We start from the raw sequence: 25664 nt of genomic DNA on the forward strand, positions 1-25664 counted from the left end.
GCATGTACGAAGGTCTATTAAAACAATATAAAGAGTATTTACCAATTACAGAGAAGACACCTCAAATTGCCTTAGCAGAAGGAAACACACCGTTGATTCCTTTAAAGAATCTTTCAAAAGAGTTGGGAATTACTTTGTATGGGAAGTACGAAGGTTTAAACCCCACAGGCTCATTTAAAGATCGGGGCATGGTGATGGCTGTAGCGAAAGCGGTAGAAGATGGAGCAAAAGCGATTATTTGTGCATCAACGGGAAATACAAGTGCTGCTGCTGCCGCCTACGCAACGCGTGCTGGTATTAAAGCATATGTCGTAATTCCAGACGGAAAAATCGCTATGGGTAAATTAGCTCAAGCGATTGCCTATGGCGCGGATATTATCTCAATTCCCGGAAACTTTGATGAGGCGTTAAAAGCCGTACGTGATATTGCTGAAACTGAAGCAGTGGCTTTAGTAAACTCCGTAAATCCTTACCGTTTGGAAGGACAAAAAACGGCTGCTTTTGAAATCTGTGAACAATTGGAACAAGCGCCAGATGTTTTGGCGATTCCTGTCGGGAATGCTGGAAATATTTCTGCGTATTGGAAAGGGTTCAAAGAATGGCATGAGAAAAAAGGGACCGAATTGCCACGTATGCATGGATTTGAGGCAGAGGGAGCCGCAGCGATTGTAAAAGGTGAGGTTATCGATGCACCAGAAACAGTAGCGACTGCCATTCGTATTGGAAATCCTGCTAGCTGGAAACTGGCTGAAGCTGCTCGAGATGAATCCAAAGGCTATATCGATTCAGTGACAGACGAAGAAATTCTTAATGCTTATCGAAAGGTTGCAGCCCAAGAAGGCGTATTTGTTGAGCCAGGCTCTGCAGCTTCTCTTGCCGGGGTAATCCAACATGTGAAAAATGGCCGGATCAAACCAGGTGAGACGGTGGTAACGGTCTTCACTGGAAATGGATTGAAGGATCCGGATACGGCAATCAATGAAACAGATATTAAGATTAACAAGATGAGTGATTTGGAGGATATGCGCCGACACTTACGTGAAGGAGTGGCCGCACTATGAAAATCCGCGTCCCAGCAACGAGTGCCAATTTAGGTCCCGGCTTTGATTCCTGCGGGATCGCGTTGTCACAATATTTGACTATTGATATAGGTCCTGAAACAAAACAGTGGCAGATTGATCATCAATTAGGAAGTGCCATTCCTACAGATGAAAAAAATCTGTTAATTCAAACAGCTTTAGATTTGGCTCCTAAGCTAACGCCGCATAAAATTACTATGACTTCAGATATTCCTATCGCTCGTGGATTAGGGAGCAGTTCCTCCGTTGTAGTAGCCGGCATCGAACTAGCCAATCGGTTAGGGAATTTAGGAATGACGCCACAGCAAAAAGTGTCCTATGCAACAAAAATCGAAGGACACCCAGACAATGTCGCACCAGCAATCTGTGGCGATTTTGTCGTTGCGAGCTATAACAACAATGAGGTGAATTTTGTAAAACATACATTTCCTGATTGTGATGTAATTGCCTTTATTCCAAATCACGAGTTATTGACTTCGGAAAGTCGTGCGGTTTTACCAAAGGAAATGTCTTATCGCGATGCTGTCAAAGCCAGCTCAATCGGGAATGTGATGATTGCGGCTGTTCTAAATGGTAATTTGCCATTAGCTGGAAAGATGATGGAACGAGATATTTTGCATGAGAGTCATCGCCAGCATCTCGTACCTCATTTGAAAAAAATCCGTGAGTTTTGCAAAGCTTATGGTGGATATGGCAGCTTTTTAAGTGGTGCGGGCCCAACGGTGCTTGTTTTAACACCGTCTGAAAATACAGAAAAACTGGTGAAAACTTTAAAGGCATTTGACCATGAAGCACTAATTGATGTGCTTTCAGTCGAAAAAGAAGGCGTTCAAATATTTTAATTGCGTAGAAGAGAAGAGTACAGCAGATCGGACTTGACAGAGAGCTTCGTTAACTGAGAAGAAGCAGCAGCGATTCGTTGGAAGATGGCCTTGGAGCAATTGTCTATAGGACACGGGAATGCCCGTTATAGCAGTTCGTAGCAATACGACAAAAGTTCAGTCTTGTGAGGGACTGATAAATTAAGGTGGTACCACGGCACTCCCGTCCTTTCAGATATGAAAAGACGGGAGTTTTTTGTCAGTTCTACTTTTTGCAGTTCATGTTATTTGAGCTGGAGGACTCAATAGTTATTGAAATTGTTGAACAGGCTGTTTAGTAGAATGATAGTTCGACGAGGCTAAGAATAAATTTTGTCAGAAATTTATAGACCCTCTGAATATTGAGTCGACTGCGAGTTGCACTTCCTGCTTTAGCAGGTTAGTGGAATCGTATTTGTATCACCCAATCACGTTTAATTTAAGCATCATTTATTGACTATATTATTTCAAATGAGGAGGAAGAATAATGGAATTTGAAACAAAATGTTTACATGCTGGGTATCAGCCAGAAAATGGAGGACCGCGGGTATTACCGATTGTCCAAAGTACGACCTATGCCTATGATTCTACTGATGAAATTGGGAAATTGTTTGATTTGGAAGAAGCAGGCTATTTTTACACACGATTAGCGAACCCAACGACTGGTGCCGTAGAAGAGAAGATTGCTGCGTTAGAGGGCGGTGTGGGTGCTCTATGTACATCCTCCGGTCAAGCGGCAACTTTTTATGCAGTGTTGAATATTTTAGAAGCGGGAGATCATTTGATTTCGTCCAGCTATATTTACGGCGGTACCTATAATTTGTTCGCTCACACCTTCAGAAAAATGGGCATCGAAGTGACTTTTATTGATCAAGACGCTTCAAAAGAAGAAATACTGAAAGCGGCAAAACCAAATACTAAAGCGATTTTCGGCGAAACGATCGCGAATCCGGCTGTAAAAGTACTGGATCAGGAAAAATTTGCGACGGTGGCAAAAGAACTAGATATTCCATTTATCATCGACAACACCTTTGCTACACCATATTTTTGTCGTCCGATTGATTTTGGGGCAGATATTGTCATTCACAGTACAACTAAGTATTTGGATGGTCATGCTGTGCAAACAGGTGGGGTAATCGTAGATGGCGGCACCTTTGATTGGAACAATGGCAAGTTCCCACAGCTTTCTGAACCTGATGAAACTTATCACGGCATTGTTTATACTGAAAAATTTGGTCAGGCGGCTTATATCACCAAAGCTCGTGTTCAATTAATGCGTGACCTGGGTGCCACGCCGTCACCGCAAAATTCATTCCTATTGAATCTTGGTATGGAGACATTACCAATTCGTATGGATCGTCATTATCAAAATGCCATGACAGTAGCGAAATACTTGTCAGAACAAAAGGCGATTAAGAATGTTTTTTATCCTGGTTTAGAAAACGATGAAAACTATGAGCTGGCACAAAAGTATGTACCAAATGGATTATGCGGAGTTATTTCTGTTGAATTTTCCGGTGGAAAAGAATCGGCGGCAAAATGGCTGGATGCCTTAGACCTTGTTTCGTTAGAGGTTCACGTGGCAGATATTCGAACCTGTGCTTTGCATCCGGCGACTTCGACTCATCGCCAATTGACGGATGAAGAATTGCAGCAAGCAGGGATTTCACCAGGGCTTGTTCGATTATCTTGCGGCATTGAAAATGTAAAGGATATTCTCGCTGATCTGCAACAGGCTTTTGATAAATTGGAGGGATAAACCATGCCCATTCGTTTAGAGCCTGATTTTCCAGCGAAATCGGTGTTAGAGTCGGAGGATATTTTTGCAATTGACAATTCTCGTGCGGAACATCAGGATATTCGTCCATTAAAGCTATTAATCTTAAATTTGATGCCAAATAAAATCGATACAGAAATTCATTTACTGCGTTTGATTAGCCAAAGCCCCTTACAAATTGACGTAGATTTTTTAAAAGTGGCTAGTCATGAGCACAAACATACTAGTAAAACACATCTCGACAAATTCTATTTGGACTTCTCACAAATAAAGGATACTTGTTATGATGGATTGATTATCACAGGGGCTCCGGTTGAACAACTTGCTTTTGAAGAAGTAGACTATTGGCCGGAGTTGGTTGAGATCATGGATTGGAGCCAAACTTCAGTGACGTCTGTCGTGCATATCTGTTGGGGAGCGCAAGCAGGTCTGTACCATCATTTTGGCGTTGAGAAGGTTCCATTTAAGGAAAAGTTATTTGGGATCTATAAGCAGGACATCGAGCATCATTTTCGTTTATTCAGAGGATTTGATGATCGCTTTTGGATGCCGCAGTCTCGATATACTGGTATCAATGAGGAACAAGTACGTCAAAGAAAAATCAAAGTAATTGCGAAGGATGAAGAAGAACGGTCTGCTATTTTAATATCGGATGATGAACACGATGTTTTTTTGATGGGTCATTTTGAATATGCCACCGATACGTTGGAAAAAGAATATTTACGAGACCATGATCGTGGGATAGATACGGCAAAACCAGCAAATTACTACGAGAATGGGAAAATTTATAATTACTGGCGCGCGCAAGCACACCTGTTTTATCACAATTGGTTGAATGATGTGTATCAAATGACGCCTTATCAGTTAGAGAGAATCCGTGAACTGCAAAAAGAAAGAAAGCTGAGATCAATTTGATCTCAGCTTTCTTCTTCCATAAAGTAATAACTATGGTCTTCAAGATCCAAAGCACTCATAATCATGGCTGCTGTTTCTTCAATAGAGAGTGTGGCGACATTAATAATTTCACAACCTAGCTTTTGGTAGAGATCATTGGCAAATTTCAGTTCTGCTTGAATTTTTTCACGATCTGAATAGGCTGTTTCTGGGTTTAGCCCATAGGCGCGCATCCGTTCTTTACGAATGCCAATTAATACTTCAGGATCATTCGTTAAGCCGACAATTTTTTTCGGATCAATTTCAAACAATTGTTTTGGAATATGGGCTTGCGGAATCAAGGGCAAGTTTGCGACTTTTAAATTCTTGTTGGCTAAGTACAAGCTCAATGGTGTTTTTGATGTGCGAGACACGCCTAATAACACGACATCCGCCTCTAAAAAGCCGCGTGGATCTTTTCCATCATCGTATTTTACGGCAAATTCCATTGCTTTGATTCGTTTGAAATAATTTTCATTCAAATGATGCAACGCACCTCGTTCACCAGTTGGTTCAAGCTGTGCACGTCTGCCGATCTCACTCACAACTGGATTCAATAGGTCCATCGTAAACAGGTCTTCATTGTCACAAAATTCTTTCGCAATTTTTGATAGTTTTGGATCGATCAGTGTATAGATGATCATACCGTTCTCGGCCTTGGCGTCATTTAAGGCTTTCATCAATAATTCTTCTGTGTGTACAAAGGTACGACGGAAGAGACAGAATTCTACGGTTGGGTATTGGGCCATTGAGGCTTGCGCCAGCTTAGAGGCTGTTTCCCCAGCAGAATCAGAGATGATGAAAATAGTGACTAACTCATTTTGTTTTTCGCTATCCATAAAGAAAAACTCCCTTGCAATCAGTAATAATTTATTATACCATACTGTTTATTCGGAATCATTACACTTTGAAACGAGGGAGAATATGACACAAACGACTTTATTAGAAAAAGCCTTGGCAAAAGTAAAGGAAAATGGCTTTAAGTATACAAAGAAACGTGAAACGTTATTAGATTATTTGATCAAATGCAATCGTTACGTTGCGGCTCGTGAGGTTTATGATTATTTGAACGAACAATTTCCTGGGTTGAGCTATGATACGGTGTATCGCAATTTAAGAGAATTTTGTGAAATTGGCTTGATCGAAGACACGGAGCTGCAAGGAGAGATGAAATTCCGCTTCAGCTGCAGTGAAAATTTTGAACATCACCATCATTTTATTTGTACCGTATGCGGAATGACAAAGGAAATCCATATGTGTCCAATGAACTTCTTTAAAGAACAATTAGATGGCTGCGAAATCGAGGGGCACCGCTTTGAATTATATGGGCGTTGTGAGAAATGTCAAAAACTGCATGAATAAATTAAGAATTAAAATTCTTCAGTACCTTGACTCAAAATAGCCCATTAGATATAATAACTTATGGACGGTCTTGTTGTTTGGAAGTACATTTCAATAACAAAAACGGTTACATTTCAAGCCCGGAGGGAGGGAATTTATATGTCAAAAACAGTGGTTCGTAAAAATGAATCTCTTGACGATGCTCTTCGTCGCTTCAAACGTTCCGTTTCAAAAGCAGGGACTCTACAAGAATCTCGCAAACGTGAATTTTATGAAAAACCAAGTGTGAAACGTAAGAAAAAATCAGAAGCAGCTAGAAAACGTAAGAAATTCTAGTCTGTGAACGGAGTGATTCTATTGTCACTACTTACTACCTTGAATGAAGACATGAAGCAAGCGATGCGAGCAAAAGATAAAGAGACTTTGCAAGTGATCCGGATGCTTAAAGCTTCGATTCAAAATGAGCAGATTAAAAAAGGTCAGGATTTAAATGACGAAGAAGAATTGACAGTATTGTCTCGCGAGATGAAACAACGCCGTGATTCTCTATCCGAGTTTGAAAAAGCTGATCGCACCGATTTGGCTGATAAGGTCAAAAAGGAAATTGTAATTGTTGAAAAATATTTGCCGGCTCAACTTTCAGAAGAAGAGATTCGTGCAATTGTTTCAGAGGCGATTACAGCAACAGGAGCGACTTCACCAAAGGAATTTGGTAAAGTGATGGGAGCAGTGATGCCGAAAGTCAAAGGCAAAGCCGATGGCAATCAAGTCAACGCAGTCGTCAAAGAGCTTCTAAACAAATAAGCAATAACGAGTCGAGAGAATTTTCTCTCGGCTTTTTTTTGCTTAAATAACCAGTTTCTCAGGTTCTCTTTATCTAGAGGTTAGACAATTTTTCTTTTATTTAGAGTGTGGTATTATAAGAAGGAATGATTCATGAAGGGATGAGCGCTTGTTGAATAGCAACGATTTTGAGTCGTTAGAGATAAAGCTTGATGGAAAAGATGACATCAGTATGCTTTTAGGTACCCACGATAAACACGTTAAATTTTTAGAAGAGAATACGGAAACGACAATCAATACTCGCGGAGAAACAATCCAAATCATTGGGCCGAAAGAAGAGGCGAAACTGGTTGGAGATATTATTCGAACATTGCAGATTTTGATTGATCGTGGAATCAAGGTGGCGACACCCGATGTAATGACTGCATTACGTCTTGGACGTGAGAACCACCTAGATGAGTTTGTCATGATGTATGAAGAAGAGCTATTAAAGGATCGCAATGGAAAACCGATTCGCCCTAAAAATATTGGACAAAGCCGATATATTGCAGCTATCCGAAAATCTGACGTTGTTTTCGGTGTTGGACCAGCGGGTACGGGGAAAACTTATCTAGCAATTGTCATGGCAATCGCTGCCTTGAAAAAAGGTGAGGTACAGCGTATTATTTTGACACGCCCTGCGGTAGAGGCGGGAGAAAGTCTAGGCTTTCTGCCAGGAGATTTAAAGGAAAAAGTTGATCCATATCTACGCCCAATGTATGATGCTTTACATCAGATATTCGGTGTGGAGCACACGAACCGTTTATTAGAACGTGGTGTTATCGAAATTGCGCCGCTTGCATACATGCGGGGACGGACATTGGATGATGCTTTTGTTATTTTAGATGAGGCACAAAATACGACAATTTCGCAAATGAAGATGTTTTTGACGCGTCTTGGATTTAATTCCAAAATGATTGTAAACGGGGATACGTCTCAGGTAGATTTACCAAGGGGACAAGTCAGTGGATTGATTCACGCGGAGCGGACCTTGCAAGGGATCAAGAAGATTCGCTTCGTGAACTTTGAGGCAGGAGATGTTGTCCGACACCCTGTAGTTGCGGAGATTATTGAAGCGTATGAACAAGAGAACCTACGACGCCAAGAAAAGTAGTCAGGAGGGAATTGGATGTTAAATCGACCCATCAATAACTTGCTGAAAAAATTAGGTTCAAAATTAATACCGATTATTCTAGGTGTCTTTTCACTGGTACTAGTTTTGACGATGCTTTCCAGCGTCATTCAAAAAAGTGTTGACTACAAAGAAGGTCAAGTCGCAACAGAAAGTATTCGTGCGAATAAGACGATTGAGAATAAGGCTGAAACAGATCAGAAGCGTCAGCTGGCTGCAGAAGCTGTGACGCCGGAATATACGTATCAAGCGGATTTGGCTCAGACGCAGCATGATCGAATCAATCAATTGATTACGTTGATCCAAAAGGCTAATAGCGATCTAGATAAAAATTATCAGACCAAAGTATCGCAGGCCAAAGATGGTGAAAAGGTTCCTCAGCCAACGGTTGATGAGCGTGTTGCCGCTGTTAAAAAGAATTTTGAAGGTTTGGACCAAGATGCGGTTACCTTTTATCAGCAGCTGCCGGAGGATTTTTATCAGGCAGTTGTGCAATTAAGCGCGACGGAATTGACAAAAGTTGGCACGGAAAGTCTGAAGCTCTTAGATGAACAGATGGCAAAACGCATCCGACAAAGCGATTTAGCTGAATATAAACAGCAGGCCATTGATAAAATTCAAGGATTAGGTTTGTCAGATGAATCAAATCAAGTAATGCGCTATTTGCTTGAAAATGGCATCATTATCAATGATTCGCTAAATCAGAAGCGGACGGATGAACTAAAAGAACAAGCCAGTGATTCTGTTCAACCAGTAATGATTTATCAAGGGGAAGTTATTGTCCGTGAAGGAAGCCAGATCGATGCTAATGCAATTAATAAGTTGAAGCTATTAGGATTGACTAGTTCAGGCACCTCGATTTTTCCTTTGATTGCGATGATTCTGTCAGCGATTCTGCAGGGTGTGTTGCTATGGTTTTATAGTCGTCAGTTTGAAGTCGAATTTCAACGTGTGCGCTTTATTCTATTTTATAGCGCGACGATGACGATCGGTGTTTTCATCATGAAAATACTGCAGGCGTTTCAAGGAGCTTCTTCGAACAATATGGCATTGTTTTTCCCAGCAGCCTTTATGCCGTTGATCTTGACTGTATTTGTTAATCGTCGGGCAGGGGCATTATCCGCTGTTTTCCAAACGGTTTTTGCGTTGTTTATTTATTACAAAGCTATTGGAACCAATATGCTGCCGGTTATCTTAATGACCTATCTTTTTTCTGGTACGCTGGCAGTCATGGTTAAGCAAAAACGTCTATCCGATCAAGTGAAGCAAGCAATGCTATGGATCGTCGCATTTCCAATCATTTGGTCGATTATTTTAAGTATTTATCAAGGGATGTCCTTCACTGATCCACAAACTTGGGGATTACTGTTAGGTGCTTTTGCAGCTAGCATCCTATCTTTTATTATGGGGATGGGCTTGCAGCCGTATATTGAAATTTTAGTTACTGACAGTGGTGTGATTACGCTAAATGAACTAAGTAACCCCAATCATCCACTTTTGAAGGAATTACTTGAAAAGGCACCAGGAACGTACCATCATTCAATGATGGTGGCTAACTTAAGCGCCAATGCGGTAGCCGAGATTGGCGGTCGTTCACTTTTAACACGAGTAGCCTGCTACTATCATGATATTGGTAAAATTCGGCATGCGAATTTCTTCGTAGAAAATCTGCCGACAGGAGCGGAAAATCCGCATAACTTTTTATTGCCAGAAGATAGCAAGCAAATCATCTTCGGTCATGTTATCGAAGGGGCAAAGATCTTAAAGGAATACAAAATGCCTCAAATGGTCATCGATATCTGCTATCAACACCATGGCACGACGTTAATGAAATTCTTCTATTTTAAGGCAAAAGAGCGGAATCCAGATACAACTGAAGCAGAGTTCCGTTATCCAGGTCCTAAGCCACAAACACGTGAAGCTGGCGTAGTAAATATCGCTGACAGCTGTGAAGCGGCCGTTCGAGCAATGGATCACCCTTCAATTGATAAAATTACTGAATTTGTTCATAATTTAATTGAAGAACGGATCAATGATGGACAGCTGGATGACTCCGGTTTGACGTTAAAAGAAATCCGTATCGTTGAAAAATCATTGATCAGCGGACTAAGCTCGACCTTCCATTCACGGATCAAGTATCCACGGATGCAGTCAGAGGCCGAGAAGATGAAAGAAGAGCAAGAGAAAAAAGGAGAAGAGTAATGGATATTACTTTTATTGACGAAACAGAGCAGGTCTCTGATGAAAAAATCCAAGAAATCGACGGCGTGCTGCAATTTGCTGCTGATTACTTAAAACTGCCGAAAGATACTGAAATGTCTGTTACTTTTATGGACAATGCCGCAATTCAAGTGATCAACCGTGACTATCGCGATAAAGACGCACCAACGGACGTAATCAGCTTCGCCTTAGAAGAAGAAGGTGAAGATGAAGTTCCCATCATTATGGACGAGGAGAATCCGATGCCGAGAAATCTTGGTGATATCATGATTTCAACAGAACGTGCCCGTGAACAGGCAGAAGAGTATGGACACAGTTTTGACCGTGAACTAGGGTTTCTAGCCGTACATGGCTTTTTACATATCAATGGGTACGACCATATGACACCTGAGGATGAAAAAGAGATGTTTGGTCTACAGAAAGAGATATTAGATGCCTATGGACTTAAAAGATAAAACGGAAAAAAACAAGCATTTTGTCACATCTTTGGAATTCGCGATTCAAGGAATTAAGACAGTTTTTCAAGAAGAGCGCAACATGCGAGCCCATGTAGTCTTTGGGCTAATGGCAATTTTGGTGGCATTCTTGCTGGGCGTATCGGTGCTTGAGTGGCTGTGGATTTTTCTAGCAGTCTTTCTAGTTTGGATTGTTGAGATTATCAATACTGTATTTGAAAATGTAGTAGATATGGTCACGGATTGTCATTTCCATCCGATTGGAAAGAAGATCAAGGATATGGCCGCTGGAGCCGTTCTAGTGACGTCAGTCTTTGCCATTATTGTGGGTGTGATCATCTTCCTACCAAAAATTATTGAGCTTTTTCTTTAAAAAAGTAATTACCAAAGGTTCAGAAAGGACTTTTATATGACAGAACATAAATCAGGGTTTGTGGCGATTGTTGGTCGACCCAATGTTGGAAAATCCACCTTATTAAATCGTATTGTAGGACAAAAAATCGCCATTATGAGTGATAAGGCACAAACCACTAGAAATAAAATCCAAGGGGTTTATACGACTCCTGAGGCACAGGTGATCTTCATTGATACGCCAGGAATTCATAAGCCAAAGCATCGCTTAGGGGATTACATGGTAGAGATGGCCTACAGCGCCCTACGTGAAGTCGATGCGATTCTATTCATGGTCAGTGCAGATCAAAAGCGTGGACGCGGAGATGATTTCATCTTGGAGCGTTTAAGCCAACAGGAAGTCCCAGTTTACCTAGTGATCAATAAGATTGATACAATCCATCCAGACGATTTGCTAGCAATCATTGATGACTATCGTACGATTATGGATTTCAAAGAGATCATCCCGATCTCAGCGACTGAAGGAAATAATGTGGAACATTTATTAGAAGTTTTAGTCGATCAAATGGATGAAGGTCCGCAATATTTCCCAGATGATCAAATTACAGATCATCCGGAATACTTTATCGTTTCTGAATTGATTCGTGAAAAAGTATTGAGTCTGACCCGTGATGAGGTGCCTCACTCTGTAGCAGTTGTTACAGAATCAATGAAGCGAGATGAAAATGATAAGGTTCATATACAAGCGACAATTATTGTAGAGCGGACAAGCCAAAAAGGGATTATTATCGGAAAAGGTGGTAAGATGCTGAAAAATATCGGTACTCAGGCCCGTAAGGATATCGAAACCCTTTTAGCAGACAAAGTTTATTTAGAGCTTTGGGTGAAAGTCCAAAAAGACTGGCGCGATAAGCAAACGTATCTGCAAGATTATGGCTATCGCAAAGAGGATTATTAAGGAAAAGGAGCTTCACGATTTTTTTCGTGGAGCTTTTTGTAAGTCGAATAGTTAATAATGGGAGGTGAAGTTTTGGCGCAAATTGGTGAAACAAAAGGCATCATTTTATTTAGTCGGGATTATAAGGAAAAGGACAAGCTGATCAAAATATTTACAGAATCGGCGGGGAAGGTCATGTTTTTCGCCAAGGGAATCCACCGAGCCAATAATCCATTACAGACAGCCGTTCAGCCATTTACCGAAGCGGTGTTCATCGGAAATCTGAAAACAGAGGGGCTTTCTTTCCTGAATAGTGCGAAAGAAATTCAACCTATGCGTAAATTGCAGGAAGACATTTTTTTAAATGCTTATGGCTCCTATATTTTAGGATTAGCAGATGCCGCAATTGAAGACCACGTGTATGACCCTTCGCTGTATGGATTTACTCGAGAGGCATTGCAGCGGATGAATGAGGGAGCAGACGGCGAGACGATCATGAATATCTACGAAGTTCAGATCATGCAGCGTTTTGGTATTTCTCTGAATTGGCAGGCCTGCGGGGTCTGCGGGAAAAGAACTGGCGCATTTGATTTTTCTTCAAAATACAATGGGATTCTCTGTGAAGAGCATTGGCATTTGGACCAGCATCGCTACCATGCCGATCCACGAGCAATCTATTTTCTTCGAATGTTTAACAGCATCACCTACGAAAACATCAATACCATCAATTTAAAGCCGGAAACAAAAAAAGCGATCCGACAGACATTGGATCAGCTCTATGAGGAATATATCGGGTTGCACTTAAAAAGCAAGAAGTTTATTGATCAAATGAGTGAATGGCAAGACGTGCTAAAACCAAGAGAAGAGTAATCTGCAAAACCTAATGGGTGTTGCAGGTTATTTTTTTGCTCTTAATTTTTTACAAACAAATAGCCAAATAAGAGTGCCCATAAAAGAAAAGAATAAATATAGGAACAGCATTTGACCATTTAATTGATTGCTATAGATGATTGCAGAAGCGATTGTTCCGATAATCAGAAAGTAAAGAAAATAGAACAGCCCTCGTACTGTAGGGGATAAGCTCGTTTTCCTTTCAACCAAGTAAGAAGCTATCAAAAACAATAGAACAGCCGTGATATTGAAGAGGGGCTTAAGTGACCAGCCATTTGTATAGAGGTCACGAGCCCAATCAAATAGCAGTGATCCGAAGAATATAAACAGGACTAAAAATTGATTATTGATTTTTCTGTTTTTAGGAGTTGGTTGATTCATCTTCAGATTTCTCCAATTCTTTTTTTCGCGAGGTAACAGTGTCAGCTAACATCCATGAAACACCACCTAACAGAAGAGCTATGAATAAAATTATAAGCACGGAAGTATAATCTACAATGCTTTTGTCGAGAATACTTTGAATCATTAAATAAGTGAAGGTGAAGAGAAAACAAATCAAAAATTGTTGCCCCTGCCTTTTTGATAGCCAAGAGGCGAGATAACCCACGATTAGAATCCAAAATACAGCTAGATTATTGTTAAAATTCGCTAGTATGGGTTCGTTTCTATAGACATTGATGATCATTTGCGTAATGAGAAAAATCGCTAGTAAAAATAGGGTATACAAGAAAGGCCTTTTAATCATAAATAATTTAAACGAATGATTCCATTTCTTTAATTTAGTGAACATTTCTCACTCCTCCAATCTGCATCAAGTTACCAAAAGTATAGCAGAAAACAGATAGGTTTCTAAAAAAAATCTAAGAAATTCTTCTATTATTGATTCATTTATTTTCGAACTTTTAGCAAAAAGTGCGTTCTTTCACAGATTACCATTGCTAATTTATGGCAAAACAATTAATATTGTTAGAAAACACTAATGTTTGCGGCTGTTAAAAGAAAATTGGTTCGCTCTTTTTTATTTAAGCCATAAAAGGAGTCGCCTCACATTGGAGGATTTTTTCTATAGAAACTATACATAATTAGGAGTGATAATGTGGAAGAATTATGGGAAGTACTGAGACCAGAAGAACAAATCGAATTGAAGCTAAGAAAGTTGTATACTCAGCATCATTTTCATCCTTATCACTTAAATAACTTTGAAGAATACGGAAATTATCAGCAGAGCTACAATTTTTTGCGGAATTCTTCTATTATTACCTTCACAGGAAATGATGGACGGACTATGGCATTAAAGCCGGATGTGACTTTATCGATCGCTAAAAATACACCTGCGGGTGAAGCACGAAAAGTTTATTATGTCGAGGATGTGTACCGTCACGACCGACAGGCTGGAGAATACCAAAAAATCTATCAAATCGGTTTAGAAATCATTGACGACATTACCTGGGAAGATCAGCTAGAAGTTTTAAAATTGGCTTGGGAAAGCTTGGCTCAAGTGGGTGAAGGGACGTTAGACCTTTCTCATATGGGGATTTTGAATGGGATCTGTGATCGTTTTCCAGAGGAGGATCGCCAGAGGGTCTTAGACTGTCTACGTGATAAGAGCTCTCACGGCATGGATGAGCTGACGGCAAAAGCTGGATTGTCTAAAGAGGAATCGGAAAATTTAGCCAAATTGGTTCGCCTATCCGGGAATTTTGAAACGAAATATCAACGAGCGAAGAAACTATTAGCGACGTATCCAAAGGCTCAAGCAGGCTTAGAAGAATTGAAACAACTATATACAGCGCTGCAGGAAGAAAAACTATCCGACAAGATTCGCTTGCGAATTGATTTCTCTATTATGAATGATGCGGACTATTATAGCGGTCTTTTATTCCAAGGCTTTATTAAAGAAGCGCGAGAAACCATTTTATATGGTGGCCGCTATGATCGTTTAATGAGCCGTCAAGGAAAGGATCAGGGAGCACTCGGTTTCGGAATGAAACTAAATCATGTGGGGCAGAAATTGCCGTCAGATAATCAAAGCTCTGAGTATTTGAATATCGCTTTACCGAAGGGACGGATGGGTGACGCAGTCTATGAGCTGTTCACTAAGGCCGGTGTGGCAGCAGAAGGCGTTTTTGAAGAAAATCGCAAACTGATTTTTTGCGATGAGGACAATAAATTGCGCTTCTTTTTAGTGAAGCCTAGTGATGTAGCGATCTACGTGGAGCATGGTGCGGCGGATATCGGTGTGGTAGGCAAAGATATTTTATTGGAAAGTAAAGCCGAAGTCATTGAGTTTCTTGATTTGCATATGGGAAAATGTCGATTGGCCGTGGCTGCTCATAACGACTTTGAAGAAGACTTCTCCCGACCACTGCGAGTATCCACCAAGTATCCGCGAATTACCCGAGAGTTTTATGAAGGTCTCGGCCGTTCCGTGGAATTGATTCATCTGCATGGGTCAATTGAACTGGCACCGCTATTGGGATTATCCGATGTGATCGTAGACATTGTGGAGACGGGTACAACGTTGAAGGAGAATGATTTAAAAGTGATTCAAGAGATTGCTCCGTCTTCTGCTCGTTTCATTATTAATAACGCGACGTGGCGATTTAAACAGGAACGAATTCAAAAGGTGATCGAGAAGGTGAGGAAGCAGCTATGAGAGTTTATTCAACACAAAAAGAGCCATTAAAAACGATTTTAGCACGGAAATATTCTGAAACTGCCGATGTTTCTGATGTTGTATCAAAAATAATCAAGCGTGTCCAAACGGATGGGGATCAAGCGCTTTATCAAATAATCGAAGAAATCGATCATGTAGTTTTGGATTCCTTAGCGGTCAGTCAAGAAGAGATCGATTCAGCATTAAAGGCAGTTTCGCCAGAATTACTAAAGGTGATGGAGCAATCAAAAGAAAATATTTGGTCCTTTCATCAAAAACAAGTACGCCAAGGGTTTGTTTCGACAGAAGATAGCGGCGTAGTTATGGGGCAGCGAATCCTTCCGTTAGCTCGAGTAGGGGTTTATGTCCCTGGGGGAACGGCGGCTTATCCTAGTACTGTATTAATGGATGTATTGCCAGCAAAAATTGCTGGCGTTAAGAAAATTGTCATGGTGACTCCCACAGATAACGAAGGCAATGTTCCTGCCGCTATTTTAGCGGCTGCTTCAATTGCCGGAGTTGATGAGATTTATAAAGTCGGAGGTGCTCATGGGGTCGCTGCACTTGCTTACGGAACAGATACTATTCCAAAAGTAGACAAAATCGTAGGTCCAGGAAATATTTATGTCGCTACGGCTAAAAAAATGGTCTACGGTGAAGTAGATATCGATATGATTGCGGGACCTAGTGATGTCTTGATTGTGGCGGATCACAGCGCGAATCCTCGTTGGATCGCAGCGGATCTTCTAGCACAGGCAGAGCATGACAAGTTAGCTCAAGCAATTCTAGTAACGACAGAAGAAGCATTAATAGAAAAGGTTCAAACAGAAGTCGCACAGCAACTCGCTGCATTGCCTCGACAAGAAATCGCGGCTGCAGCAATTGAAAATAATGGCAAAATCATTTTAGTCAAAGATATAGAGGAAGCACTCTCAATAGCGAATCAAATTGCTCCAGAGCATTTAGAGTTATCGGTAGCAGAACCTTTTGCCTTGTTAGGAAAAGTTGAGAATGCCGGCAGTGTCTTTTTAGGACACCACACGCCAGAAGTATTGGGAGATTATTTTGCCGGTCCGAACCATACTTTGCCAACAGAAGGAACAGCCCGATTTTACTCCCCGCTTTCAGTGGATGATTTTGTTAAGAAGAGCAGCTATCTTTATTACACAGAAGAGGCGATGAACGCCGTTGGACCAGCGGTAGAATTGTTTGCGGAGACCGAGAATCTAATGGGGCACGCGCGGTCAATGAAGGTGCGAAGAGGTGAGGATGCATGAGCTTTTTAAATCAAACGTATCAGAATTTAACGCCTTATACACCTGGGGAGCAGGTGGATGAAGCAGCATACATTAAGTTAAATACAAACGAAAGTCCGTATCCTCCAGCGCCTAATGTTCAAAAAGCAGTAGCAGAGGCCGCTCAGAAATTGAATCGTTATTCAGATATTGCGGTAGAGGCTGTCGCAAAGCCTTTAGCAAAATATCTGGGAGTGAAGCAAGAGCAGCTTTTTCTAGGTAACGGCAGTGATGAAGTCCTCTCTTACATTTTCCAAGGCTTTACTGAAAAAGGCATCGCCTTTCCAGATGTAACCTATGGTTTTTATCAAGTTTACAGCGGACTGTATCAAGTGGAATCCACTGTGGTTCCGTTGAAAGAGGATTTTTCGCTAGACTTAGCTGAGTACGATGCATTCAAGGGAACCGTCATTTTTGCGAACCCTAATGCACCGACAGGCATCTATTTGCCGCAAGAAGAAATTTGCGCCTTTCTTGAACGTCATCCAGATCGTTTAGTGGTCGTTGATGAAGCTTATATCGACTTCGGCGGAAAATCAATGGTTTCTTTAATTAATCAATACAAGAATCTATTTGTCATAGGAACCTTTTCGAAATCTCGTCAATTGGCGGGAGCGCGTTTGGGCTTCGGTATAGGGAACACGGATTTAATTGCGGATTTGAATCGACTGCGTTTCAGTTTAAATCCATACAACGTTAACAGCTTGACGCAAGCCGCGGGTGGAGCTGTCTTGCAGGAGCAAGTGTATGTGGATCAGAAGGTTCAAGAAACGATCAAGGTCAGAGAATGGAGCAAGCAGGAGTTAACCAAGCTAGGATTCGAACAAACGGATAGTCAAGGAAATTTCTTATTTGCGAAGCATCCAAAACTCTCAGGCGAAAGTCTCTTTCTGGCTTTAAGAGAGAAGAAAATCCTCGTGCGCTGGTTCAATCAACCACGAACAAAAGACTACTTGCGAATTACTGTAGGAACGAAAGAGCAGATGGAGCAGCTGATCGCTGTCTTGACAACAATATTAAATGAGGTGAAAGCATGAGAAAGGCCGAAGTAACACGTAACACATCCGAAACAAAGATCCAGCTTTCTTTGACTGTGGATGGTACCGGACAGCAAACGATTAAAACGGGAGTAGGTTTTCTAGATCATATGCTAGAGCTGTTTGTTCGTCATGGCCGTTTTGATCTTGAACTTGTTTGTGATGGAGATATTGAAGTAGATGCCCATCATACAACCGAAGATGTCGCCATCGCGATCGGTCGGGCTTTTTCAGAAAGTCTAGGTGAACGGCGCGGAATCAAACGTTACGGCAGTATGCTGTTGCCAATGGATGAAGCATTGGTGATGTCAGCCATCGATATTAGTGGGCGCGGTATGGCAGTTGTCGAGCTGGACATTCCTAGTGAAAAGATTGGGCAGCAGTTTGATACAGAGCTAGTGGAAGAATTTTTCATTGCCTTTGCTCGTGAACTAGGTGCGACGATCCATTTACATCAAATCGCTGGAAAAAATAGCCATCATATTGTGGAGGCTTGCTTTAAGGGATTTGGGCGTGCATTGGGAGAAGCCGTAGCGATCAATCAATTGGCGCCAGATGAGATTCCATCCACTAAAGGGACGATAAACTAGGAGGAGACAAGCGATGCTAGCAATTATTGATTATGGCGTTGGCAATTTGTTTAGTTTGTCACGCTCATTGGAATATTTAGGTGTGGAATGTAAAATCACACGTTCGTTAGAGGAACTGAAGGCAGCAGAGCGAATTATCTTACCTGGTGTCGGCGCGTTTGGCGATGCACGGAAAAAGCTGGAGGAATTATCGCTAGTCGAACCGATTCAAGAATTAGCCGCTTCAGGCAAACCGTTTTTAGGAATTTGTCTGGGCATGCAGCTTTTATTTGATAAAAGTGAAGAATTCGGGAAGCATCTTGGATTAGGCTTGATTCCCGGCCGGATCGTTTCGATGCGAGAGGCCTTTGATCAAAAAAAGATTGACCTAAAAGTACCGCAGATCGGCTGGAATAAATTGGACGTGCGAGATTTTGAAAGTCCATTGGTAAAGTCGTTGGGTAAAGAGGATTTTGTTTATTACGTTCACAGCTACTATGCGACGGATTGCCAAGAACATTTAGTCGCAGACAGCGAATATGGTGTTTCCATTCCAGGAATTGTGCAGAATGGCAATGTTTTTGGGACGCAGTTCCATCCTGAGAAGAGCGGTGAAGTTGGCTTGAAAATCTTAAAAGCATTTACGGAGGTGCCAGTATGAAAATTTTTCCCGCGATTGATCTTTTAGACCAGAAAGTCGTACGATTGTATCAAGGGGACTATGCGCAAAAGGAAGTTTTCGGCGACGATCCTGTAGCTTTTGCGCAATCCTTTGAAAAAGCAGGAGCAAAATGCCTGCATTTAGTCGATTTAGATGGTGCCAAAGCTGGCAAGCTTCATTATTTTGAAATCGCAAAAAAAATCGCTGAGAACACCAATCTTTTTGTAGAAGTGGGTGGCGGTATTCGTGACGAGGAAACGATCGAACATTGCTTGTCTGCAGGGGTGGATCGGGTAATACTCGGGACAATCGCGCAAAAAGATCCAGCTTTCACACAAGCGATGTTAAAAAAATACGGCAGTAAGATCGCTATCGGGGTCGATGCCAAAGATGAAAAGGTAGCTGTAGAAGGCTGGCTGGAGAAAACAGAGACTGATGCCTTTGAATTTTGTCAGCAACTAGCTGCTTGGGGTGCAGAGACAATCATCTTCACTGAGATTTCTCGTGATGGAACGGGTGAAGGCATTAATCTGCCGCTGTATCAAAAATTGAATCAATTAGATATAGAAATCGTAGCCTCTGGTGGTGTCGCATCACTAAAGGATATTGAAGGCTTAAAACAATTAGGGATAAGCGGTGTAATCGTTGGAAAATCGCTTTATAACGGAAGCTTAAAATTGGAAGAGGTCTTGCAAGCTGGGGGTGACGATCAATGATCGCAAAAAGAATTGTCCCATGTTTAGATGTTCGCGATGGCCGTGTAGTTAAGGGAGTCAATTTTGCTGGGCTGCAGGACGTCAATGATCCAGTGACTTTGGCGCGTTTTTATAATGAGCAGGGAGCCGATGAGCTGGTCTTTTATGATATCACCGCTTCGGCGGAAGAGCGAGGGTTGTTCACTGATATTTTGAAGGGTGTCGCTTCTGAGGTCTTTATTCCGTTGACGGTTGGTGGCGGGATTAATGAAGTGTCTGATTTTGAACGCGTCTTGAATTGCGGCGCGGATAAGGTCAGTGTCAATTCCGGCGCGATTCGCCGTCCTCAACTGATTGAAGAGGGGGCGAAGCGATACGGCAGTCAATGTGTGGTCTTGTCAGTAGATATTTGCCGTGTCGGAGATGAATGGCATGTCTTTGCTAAAGGTGGACGAGAAGATACAGGAATGGAAGCCCTAGAGTGGATTCGTCAGGGTGAGCAATTAGGAGCGGGCGAACTAGTCATCAATAGCATGGATACAGATGGGGTAAAGCAAGGGTTTGATTTAAAACTGCTGAAGGCTGTCAGCGAGATTACCACGTTGCCGATCGTAGCCTCTGGTGGTGCTGGAAAAAGTGAAGATTTTATTGACCTGTTTCAATTGCCTAAAATTGAAGCTGGCTTAGCTGCATCGATTTTTCATTATGGTGAAGTAAAGATTCCTGATCTGAAAAAACAATTGATGACGGCGGATATTCCTGTCCGCATCGTTTAGACAGTCAGTTCTACAAGATTAGCAGAATGGTATACTGAATGAAAATTAATTTCATTTTTTCGTATTTTGAAAAATGATTACATTGATAGGAATAAGGAGGGCATGGGATGACTGAATTAACATTCGACGAACAAGGATTGATTCCGGTGATCGTACAAGATGCCGAAACCAATGAAGTATTGACATTAGCTTATATGAATCAAGAAAGCTATGAATTAACATTGAAGGATCAATTAATGACCTTCTATTCACGCAGCCGCAAAGAATTGTGGCGCAAAGGTGAAACCAGCGGGAACTATCAGCATCTTGTTTCGTTAAAACTAGATTGCGATCAGGATGCCTTAGTAGCGAAGGTGAAAAAAGATGGTCCAGCGTGTCATACTGGTGCGGAGAGCTGCTTTAATGAACTCTTATACGGTGAGGCTGATCACAAAGCAACAATTGATGCTTTGTACAAGCTTGTCAAGGGGCGCAAGGAAGCTCCCCAAGAAGGCAGCTATACGAGCTATTTATTTGAAAAAGGTGTCGAAAAAATTTTAAAGAAGGTCGGAGAAGAATCCACTGAGGTAGTGATCGGCGCGATGAAAGAGGATCACAAAGAGACTGTTTTCGAAATTTCCGATTTGGTGTATCATGTCCTTGTATTGATGGTTGAGATGGGGATTGACTTGACTGAGGTACGTCAAGAATTAGCTAATCGGCATGTTGTTGATAAAAAGGTGAAGCAAGAACGGATGCAGTAAAATTGGAGGTCAGCGATGTTTTATTCAAACGCTCATACGCACAGTACTTGGTGTGATGGAAAAGATACTTTAGAAGATATGGCACAAGCGGCGATTGATTTGGGCTTTACAGATTTAGGCTTTACGTGTCATTCACCAGCACTTTTTGATCCTAGCTGTCTTGGAGTACAAAATGAAGTGGCCTATCAGGCAGCATTGCGTGATTTAAAGGAAAAGTTGGCAGGGGAATTAACAATCAGCCTAGGCTTAGAATGGGATTATTACAGTGCAGATCCAATTGACGGATACGACTATACAATAGGTTCTGTGCATTATTTCCCACCGCGTCAAGGAATCTTCCGCAGTGTCGATGAGAGTCCGGAAAGCTTGATGAAGACTCTGGACGAATGGTACCAAGGGGATAAGATGCAAATGGTGCGCGATTACTATGACACCGTAGTTAAGCATATTAACCAGAACCAGTCGAAGATCGTTGGACATTTTGACCTGATTACGAAGTTTAATGAAAAACAACCTTGGTTGGATGAAGAAGGAACAGAATACCAAGCGATTGCTTTACAGGCGCTGAATCATGTCATAGATATCATCGAAACTTATGATGGTATGGTGGAGATCAATACTGGTGCGATTTCTCGCAACTGGCGAACAACACCCTATCCTAATCCATTTTTATTGAAACAACTAAAGGAAAGAGACTGTCCGATCATTATTACCAGCGACAGCCACGAGACGACGACTTTAACTTGTCATTTTCCAGAAACGGTTGAACTATTAAAGGCCATCGGATTTACGGAGACAATGCAATTAAAGGATGGTCTATTTCAACCAATCCCCTTTGGCTAGCTCCCTTAAAAGGTCTTTTGTAGCATAGACATTACGAAGAGCGAAACGCTCATGACAGAAAGATTTGACAAAAGGGGTCTGGTGTCGCTATTATAGAACCAAGTTGAATAGGTGCGATGATCAAATTTAGAAATTTGTGGAAGATCACAGCGAGCTTGGATCGGTGGAAGCCAAGCAGAGAAGCAGATTTTGTTGGCGTTTGTGAGCACGTTTAGTTAAAGCTGCCAAGCCTATGCTTGGAAGTAGGGTGGAACCGCGTTAATACGTCCCTATGTCGATTATTTCGGCATGGGGACTTTTTTGCGAGTTCCACTCCGTACTTTTAGTACGGTTAGTGGAATCGTATGCGTGGTGAAAATAGGAATTATTTTTGGTGTGTTTGAAAAATATATTCCTTAGAAAGAACTAGCTGACAGTTTTTCTTCCTGCTTCAGCAGGTTAGAAAAATGTTATGCGTATGAAGATAGAACTCATTTTTCCGTATTTTGAAAAATGATTTCGTCTGTTATGAGCTAGCAGTTAGACAATAGAACAATGGATAAAGTTACATAGAAAATATACAGGAGGAAACAGAATGAGCAAGTTAACTGTGCAAGAAATGATTTTGACATTACAAAAATTTTGGTCAGACAATGGTTGTATGCTGATGCAAGCCTACGATACGGAAAAAGGAGCGGGAACTATGAGTCCGTATACTTTTTTACGAGCTATTGGACCAGAACCATGGCGTGCCGCTTATGTTGAGCCATCACGTCGTCCAGCGGATGGTCGTTATGGGGAAAATCCAAACCGCTTGTATCAACACCATCAATTCCAAGTGGTGATGAAGCCTTCACCAAAAAATATTCAAGAGCTGTATTTAGACAGCTTGCGTTTATTAGGGATTGATCCATTAGAACACGATATTCGTTTCGTTGAAGATAACTGGGAGAACCCATCAATGGGTTGTGCCGGTGTTGGTTGGGAAGTTTGGCTAGACGGTATGGAAATCACACAGTTTACGTATTTCCAACAAGTCGGCGGTTTGCAATGTCACCCTGTCACTTCTGAATTGACTTATGGGTTGGAACGTTTGGCTTCTTATATTCAAGAAGTTGACAGTGTTTATGATCTGGAATGGAGTACTGGGGTTAAATATGGCGAAATCTTCAAGCAGCCAGAATATGAACATTCAAAATACTCCTTTGAAGAAAGTGATCAAGCGATGCTTTTAGATAATTTCGAAAAATTCGAAAAAGAAGCGAAGCGTTGTATTGATGAAAATCTCGTGCATCCAGCGTATGATTACATTTTAAAATGCAGCCATACATTTAACTTATTAGACGCTCGCGGAGCTGTTTCTGTAACAGAACGCGCGGGTTATCTAGCACGCATCCGAAACATGGCACGCTCAGTTGCGAAGATATTTGTAGCTGAACGGGAAAAACTAGGCTTCCCATTATTGAATCAGGAGGGCAAATAAGATGGCGAAAAATCTACTATTAGAAATTGGTTTAGAAGAAATGCCAGCCCACGTGGTTTGGCCAAGCATCAAACAATTAGAAGAAAAGATCTCAAAATTTTTAACCGAAAACAGTCTAACCTTCGAATCGATCGAAAGCTTTTCAACGCCTCGACGTTTGGCGATTCGTGTAACGAATATTCCTGACCGTCAAGATGACGTGCAAGAAGAAGTCAAAGGACCAGCGAAGAAAATCGCATTGGATGCAGAAGGCAACTGGAGTAAAGCGGCAGAAGGCTTTGTCCGTGGACAAGGCTTAACAACAGACGCGATTACTTTCCGCGAATTGAATGGTGTGGAATATGTTTACGTGACAAAATATATTCATGGGAAGGAAAGCAAAGAAGTACTAACTGGATTATTAGAGGTTGTTAAGAGCATGAACTTTCCAACGATGATGCATTGGGGCGATACGATGTTTGAATACATCCGTCCAATTCATTGGATCGTCGCATTGTTAGATGAAGAAGTGATTCCGTTTGAATTATTAGATGTACAAACAGGTCGTACAACAGAAGGCCATCGCTTCTTAGGGGATCAAGTTGAACTTGCTAATCCTAGCGAATACGAAGCAAAATTAGAAGAACAATTCGTGATCGCTGATGCCCATAAGCGTCAACAAATGATCGTAGAACAAATCGAAGAGCTGGCAGAAAAAAATAAATGGGTCATCGATCTTGATGCTGATTTATTAGAAGAAGTCACAAACTTAGTCGAATATCCAACGGCGTTTGTCGGTGATTTCGAAGAACGTTTCTTATCTATACCAGAAGAAGTTTTAGTTACTTCCATGAAGGAACATCAACGCTATTTTGAAGTACGCAACCAAGCAGGCATGCTGCTGCCGCACTTCATTTCTGTCCGCAACGGAAACAGCGTGAAGCTGGACAATGTAATTAAAGGAAATCAAAAAGTTTTGGCGGCACGTCTGGAAGACGGCGAGTTCTTCTTTGAAGAAGATAAAAAATTATCAATTGAAGAATGCGTTGAAAAATTAAAGAACGTGACCTTCCATGAAAAAATCGGCAGCATGTATAAAAAAATGCAGCGTGTCGGTTTAATTAGTCAATTGATTGGTACACGAGTTGGATTGAGCGAGGAAGAATTAACTGATTTAAAACGTGCGTCTGAAATTTATAAATTCGACTTGGTGACGAACATGGTGGGCGAGTTTCCTGAATTGCAAGGAATCATGGGAGAGAAATATGCCTTATTGAAGGGTGAAACGCCTGCTGTTGCTGCGGCTATCCGTGAACATTACCTGCCAATCTCAGCAGAAGGTGAACTGCCAAAAACAGCGATTGGCGCTGTTTTAGCGATTGCTGATAAGATTGACAGTGTGTTAGGCTTCTTCGCTGTAGGTATGATCCCAAGCGGCTCAAACGATCCTTACGCATTGCGTCGTCAAACGTATGGAATTGTACGGATTGTCGAAGCACAAGGCTGGACATTCCCATTCACCGATATGCAAGGAGCAATCGTCGATGCGATCAATGAAGATGTCTTGGATTACGGGATTCATTTCAACCGCGACCAAAAAGAGTTTATCGAATTCTTCAAAGGTCGGATGCGTCAACGGCTGCAAATGTACAATGTACGTCATGACATTATCGATGCTGTACTAGATTCACATCAGGATGATTTGGTACAAGTCTTTAAAACAGCGCAAATCTTTAATCAGCATTTGTCAGATGAGCATTTCAAAGAAGCGATGGAAGCTTTGACTCGGGTCATTAACTTGACGAAAAAAATGAACCCTGCAACTATCAATTTCAAGGTTGATCCTAAGCTGTTTGAAAACGAAAGCGAAAAAGAATTATATGCGGCAGTGAAAGAAGCGGAAGATGAGTTTGCTAATCAAAGCATGGCAGAAAACTATCAAACCTTGACGAATTTGCGTCCAGTAATCGAACGCTACTTCAACGAAACAATGATCATGGTAGACGATGAAAAAATTCGCGACAACCGTTTGAATCAATTAGCGATTATTGCTCGTATGGCGAATACCTTGGCAAGTATCGATAAAATTATTACTAAATAGCCGTAAAGTTAACGATAAATAAAAAACCTTCGAGCTCGTGCTCGAAGGT

Annotated in this window: 27 protein-coding genes; 24 read left to right on the forward strand and 3 right to left on the reverse strand. The window is 41.5% G+C overall.

Annotated features, from left to right (window positions below; genetic code table 11):
- Positions 1-2: 2 nt before the first annotated feature.
- From thrC to RV13_RS03915, 4 genes are all read left to right on the forward strand, one after another.
- A complete protein-coding gene (gene thrC, locus RV13_RS03900; RefSeq protein ID WP_010746680.1) occupies positions 3-1061 on the forward strand; it encodes a threonine synthase in 1059 nt (352 codons plus the stop codon).
- Entirely contained in the window at positions 1058-1921 is an 864-nt protein-coding gene (gene thrB, locus RV13_RS03905) for a homoserine kinase (protein WP_010746679.1), read from the forward strand. Before thrC ends, thrB begins: the two co-directional genes overlap by 4 nt.
- A 505-nt stretch (positions 1922-2426) precedes the next feature.
- Positions 2427-3698 carry an O-acetylhomoserine aminocarboxypropyltransferase/cysteine synthase family protein gene (locus RV13_RS03910; protein ID WP_010746678.1) on the forward strand — a complete coding sequence of 424 codons (1272 nt, stop codon included), beginning with the start codon at positions 2427-2429 and terminating at the stop codon, positions 3696-3698.
- Between the two features lie 3 nt (positions 3699-3701).
- Positions 3702-4631 carry a homoserine O-succinyltransferase gene (locus RV13_RS03915; RefSeq protein WP_010746677.1) on the forward strand — a complete coding sequence of 310 codons (930 nt, stop codon included), beginning with the start codon at positions 3702-3704 and terminating at the stop codon, positions 4629-4631.
- A gap of 2 nt (positions 4632-4633) precedes the next feature.
- Here the strand turns inward: RV13_RS03915 and RV13_RS03920 are convergent, their stop codons facing one another.
- Complete coding sequence (locus tag RV13_RS03920) at positions 4634-5488, reverse strand: pyruvate, water dikinase regulatory protein (protein WP_010746676.1); 855 nt, start codon at positions 5486-5488, stop codon at positions 4634-4636.
- An 85-nt stretch (positions 5489-5573) separates the two neighbouring features.
- Here RV13_RS03920 and RV13_RS03925 point away from each other — a divergent pair, with 85 nt between their 5' ends.
- The 9 genes from RV13_RS03925 to recO all read left to right on the forward strand — a co-directional run bounded on the left by RV13_RS03925 (position 5574) and on the right by recO (position 12777).
- Complete coding sequence (locus RV13_RS03925; protein WP_028020179.1) at positions 5574-6011, forward strand: Fur family transcriptional regulator; 438 nt, start codon at positions 5574-5576, stop codon at positions 6009-6011.
- A gap of 138 nt (positions 6012-6149) precedes the next feature.
- The gene (rpsU, locus tag RV13_RS03930) at positions 6150-6326 is read left to right on the forward strand and encodes a 30S ribosomal protein S21 (protein WP_002356740.1); all 177 of its coding nucleotides are present in this window, start codon (positions 6150-6152) and stop codon (positions 6324-6326) included.
- Between the two features lie 21 nt (positions 6327-6347).
- Positions 6348-6794 (forward strand): GatB/YqeY domain-containing protein, encoded by a 447-nt coding sequence (locus RV13_RS03935; RefSeq protein ID WP_010746674.1) that lies wholly within the window; start codon positions 6348-6350, stop codon positions 6792-6794.
- 211 nt (positions 6795-7005) lie between these two features.
- Positions 7006-7926, forward strand: a complete 921-nt coding sequence (locus RV13_RS03940) for a PhoH family protein (RefSeq protein ID WP_051095960.1) — start codon at positions 7006-7008, stop codon at positions 7924-7926.
- A gap of 15 nt (positions 7927-7941) precedes the next feature.
- Positions 7942-10146 carry an HD family phosphohydrolase gene (locus tag RV13_RS03945; protein WP_010746672.1) on the forward strand — a complete coding sequence of 735 codons (2205 nt, stop codon included), beginning with the start codon at positions 7942-7944 and terminating at the stop codon, positions 10144-10146.
- Positions 10146-10619 (forward strand): rRNA maturation RNase YbeY, encoded by a 474-nt coding sequence (ybeY, locus tag RV13_RS03950; protein ID WP_010746671.1) that lies wholly within the window; start codon positions 10146-10148, stop codon positions 10617-10619. Before RV13_RS03945 ends, ybeY begins: the two co-directional genes overlap by 1 nt.
- Positions 10597-10992 (forward strand): diacylglycerol kinase family protein, encoded by a 396-nt coding sequence (locus RV13_RS03955; RefSeq protein WP_010746670.1) that lies wholly within the window; start codon positions 10597-10599, stop codon positions 10990-10992. The genes ybeY and RV13_RS03955 overlap by 23 nt, the downstream gene beginning before the upstream one ends.
- Positions 10993-11028: 36 nt before the next feature.
- Positions 11029-11928, forward strand: a complete 900-nt coding sequence (gene era / locus RV13_RS03960) for a GTPase Era (RefSeq protein ID WP_010746669.1) — start codon at positions 11029-11031, stop codon at positions 11926-11928.
- Between the two features lie 72 nt (positions 11929-12000).
- On the forward strand, positions 12001-12777 hold the full coding sequence (recO, locus tag RV13_RS03965) for a DNA repair protein RecO (RefSeq protein WP_010746668.1): 777 nt from the start codon (positions 12001-12003) through the stop codon (positions 12775-12777).
- 27 nt (positions 12778-12804) lie between these two features.
- Here recO and RV13_RS03970 read toward each other — a convergent pair whose 3' ends face one another.
- Together RV13_RS03970 and RV13_RS03975 are read right to left on the reverse strand one after the other, a co-directional pair.
- Positions 12805-13179 (reverse strand): hypothetical protein, encoded by a 375-nt coding sequence (locus tag RV13_RS03970; protein ID WP_010746667.1) that lies wholly within the window; start codon positions 13177-13179, stop codon positions 12805-12807.
- On the reverse strand, positions 13160-13588 hold the full coding sequence (locus RV13_RS03975) for a hypothetical protein (protein WP_010746666.1): 429 nt from the start codon (positions 13586-13588) through the stop codon (positions 13160-13162). The genes RV13_RS03970 and RV13_RS03975 overlap by 20 nt, the downstream gene beginning before the upstream one ends.
- A gap of 306 nt (positions 13589-13894) precedes the next feature.
- Between RV13_RS03975 and hisG the strand changes: the two genes are divergently transcribed.
- From hisG to glyS, 11 genes are all read left to right on the forward strand, one after another.
- A complete protein-coding gene (gene hisG / locus RV13_RS03980; protein WP_010746665.1) occupies positions 13895-15454 on the forward strand; it encodes an ATP phosphoribosyltransferase in 1560 nt (519 codons plus the stop codon).
- Complete coding sequence (gene hisD, locus RV13_RS03985) at positions 15451-16731, forward strand: histidinol dehydrogenase (protein ID WP_010746664.1); 1281 nt, start codon at positions 15451-15453, stop codon at positions 16729-16731. The genes hisG and hisD overlap by 4 nt, the downstream gene beginning before the upstream one ends.
- Positions 16728-17786 (forward strand): histidinol-phosphate transaminase, encoded by a 1059-nt coding sequence (gene hisC, locus RV13_RS03990; RefSeq protein WP_010746663.1) that lies wholly within the window; start codon positions 16728-16730, stop codon positions 17784-17786. Before hisD ends, hisC begins: the two co-directional genes overlap by 4 nt.
- Positions 17783-18376, forward strand: coding sequence for an imidazoleglycerol-phosphate dehydratase HisB (gene hisB, locus RV13_RS03995; protein WP_010746662.1), 594 nt, complete (start codon positions 17783-17785; stop codon positions 18374-18376). Before hisC ends, hisB begins: the two co-directional genes overlap by 4 nt.
- A 13-nt stretch (positions 18377-18389) precedes the next feature.
- The gene (hisH, locus tag RV13_RS04000) at positions 18390-19016 is read left to right on the forward strand and encodes an imidazole glycerol phosphate synthase subunit HisH (RefSeq protein ID WP_010746661.1); all 627 of its coding nucleotides are present in this window, start codon (positions 18390-18392) and stop codon (positions 19014-19016) included.
- The gene (hisA, locus tag RV13_RS04005; protein ID WP_010746660.1) at positions 19013-19732 is read left to right on the forward strand and encodes a 1-(5-phosphoribosyl)-5-[(5-phosphoribosylamino)methylideneamino]imidazole-4-carboxamide isomerase; all 720 of its coding nucleotides are present in this window, start codon (positions 19013-19015) and stop codon (positions 19730-19732) included. Before hisH ends, hisA begins: the two co-directional genes overlap by 4 nt.
- The gene (hisF, locus tag RV13_RS04010) at positions 19729-20487 is read left to right on the forward strand and encodes an imidazole glycerol phosphate synthase subunit HisF (protein WP_010746659.1); all 759 of its coding nucleotides are present in this window, start codon (positions 19729-19731) and stop codon (positions 20485-20487) included. The genes hisA and hisF overlap by 4 nt, the downstream gene beginning before the upstream one ends.
- Positions 20488-20594: 107 nt before the next feature.
- A complete protein-coding gene (gene hisIE, locus RV13_RS04015) occupies positions 20595-21230 on the forward strand; it encodes a bifunctional phosphoribosyl-AMP cyclohydrolase/phosphoribosyl-ATP diphosphatase HisIE (protein WP_010746658.1) in 636 nt (211 codons plus the stop codon).
- Between the two features lie 15 nt (positions 21231-21245).
- Complete coding sequence (locus tag RV13_RS04020; RefSeq protein WP_010746657.1) at positions 21246-22073, forward strand: histidinol-phosphatase; 828 nt, start codon at positions 21246-21248, stop codon at positions 22071-22073.
- 574 nt (positions 22074-22647) lie between these two features.
- Positions 22648-23535, forward strand: coding sequence for a glycine--tRNA ligase subunit alpha (gene glyQ / locus RV13_RS04025; protein ID WP_010746656.1), 888 nt, complete (start codon positions 22648-22650; stop codon positions 23533-23535).
- Between the two features lies 1 nt (position 23536).
- Positions 23537-25615 carry a glycine--tRNA ligase subunit beta gene (glyS, locus tag RV13_RS04030; RefSeq protein WP_010746655.1) on the forward strand — a complete coding sequence of 693 codons (2079 nt, stop codon included), beginning with the start codon at positions 23537-23539 and terminating at the stop codon, positions 25613-25615.
- The last annotated feature ends 49 nt before the right edge of the window (positions 25616-25664 follow it).

This window comes from Enterococcus raffinosus, from assembly GCF_001886185.1.
GTDB lineage: Bacteria > Bacillota > Bacilli > Lactobacillales > Enterococcaceae > Enterococcus_A > Enterococcus_A raffinosus.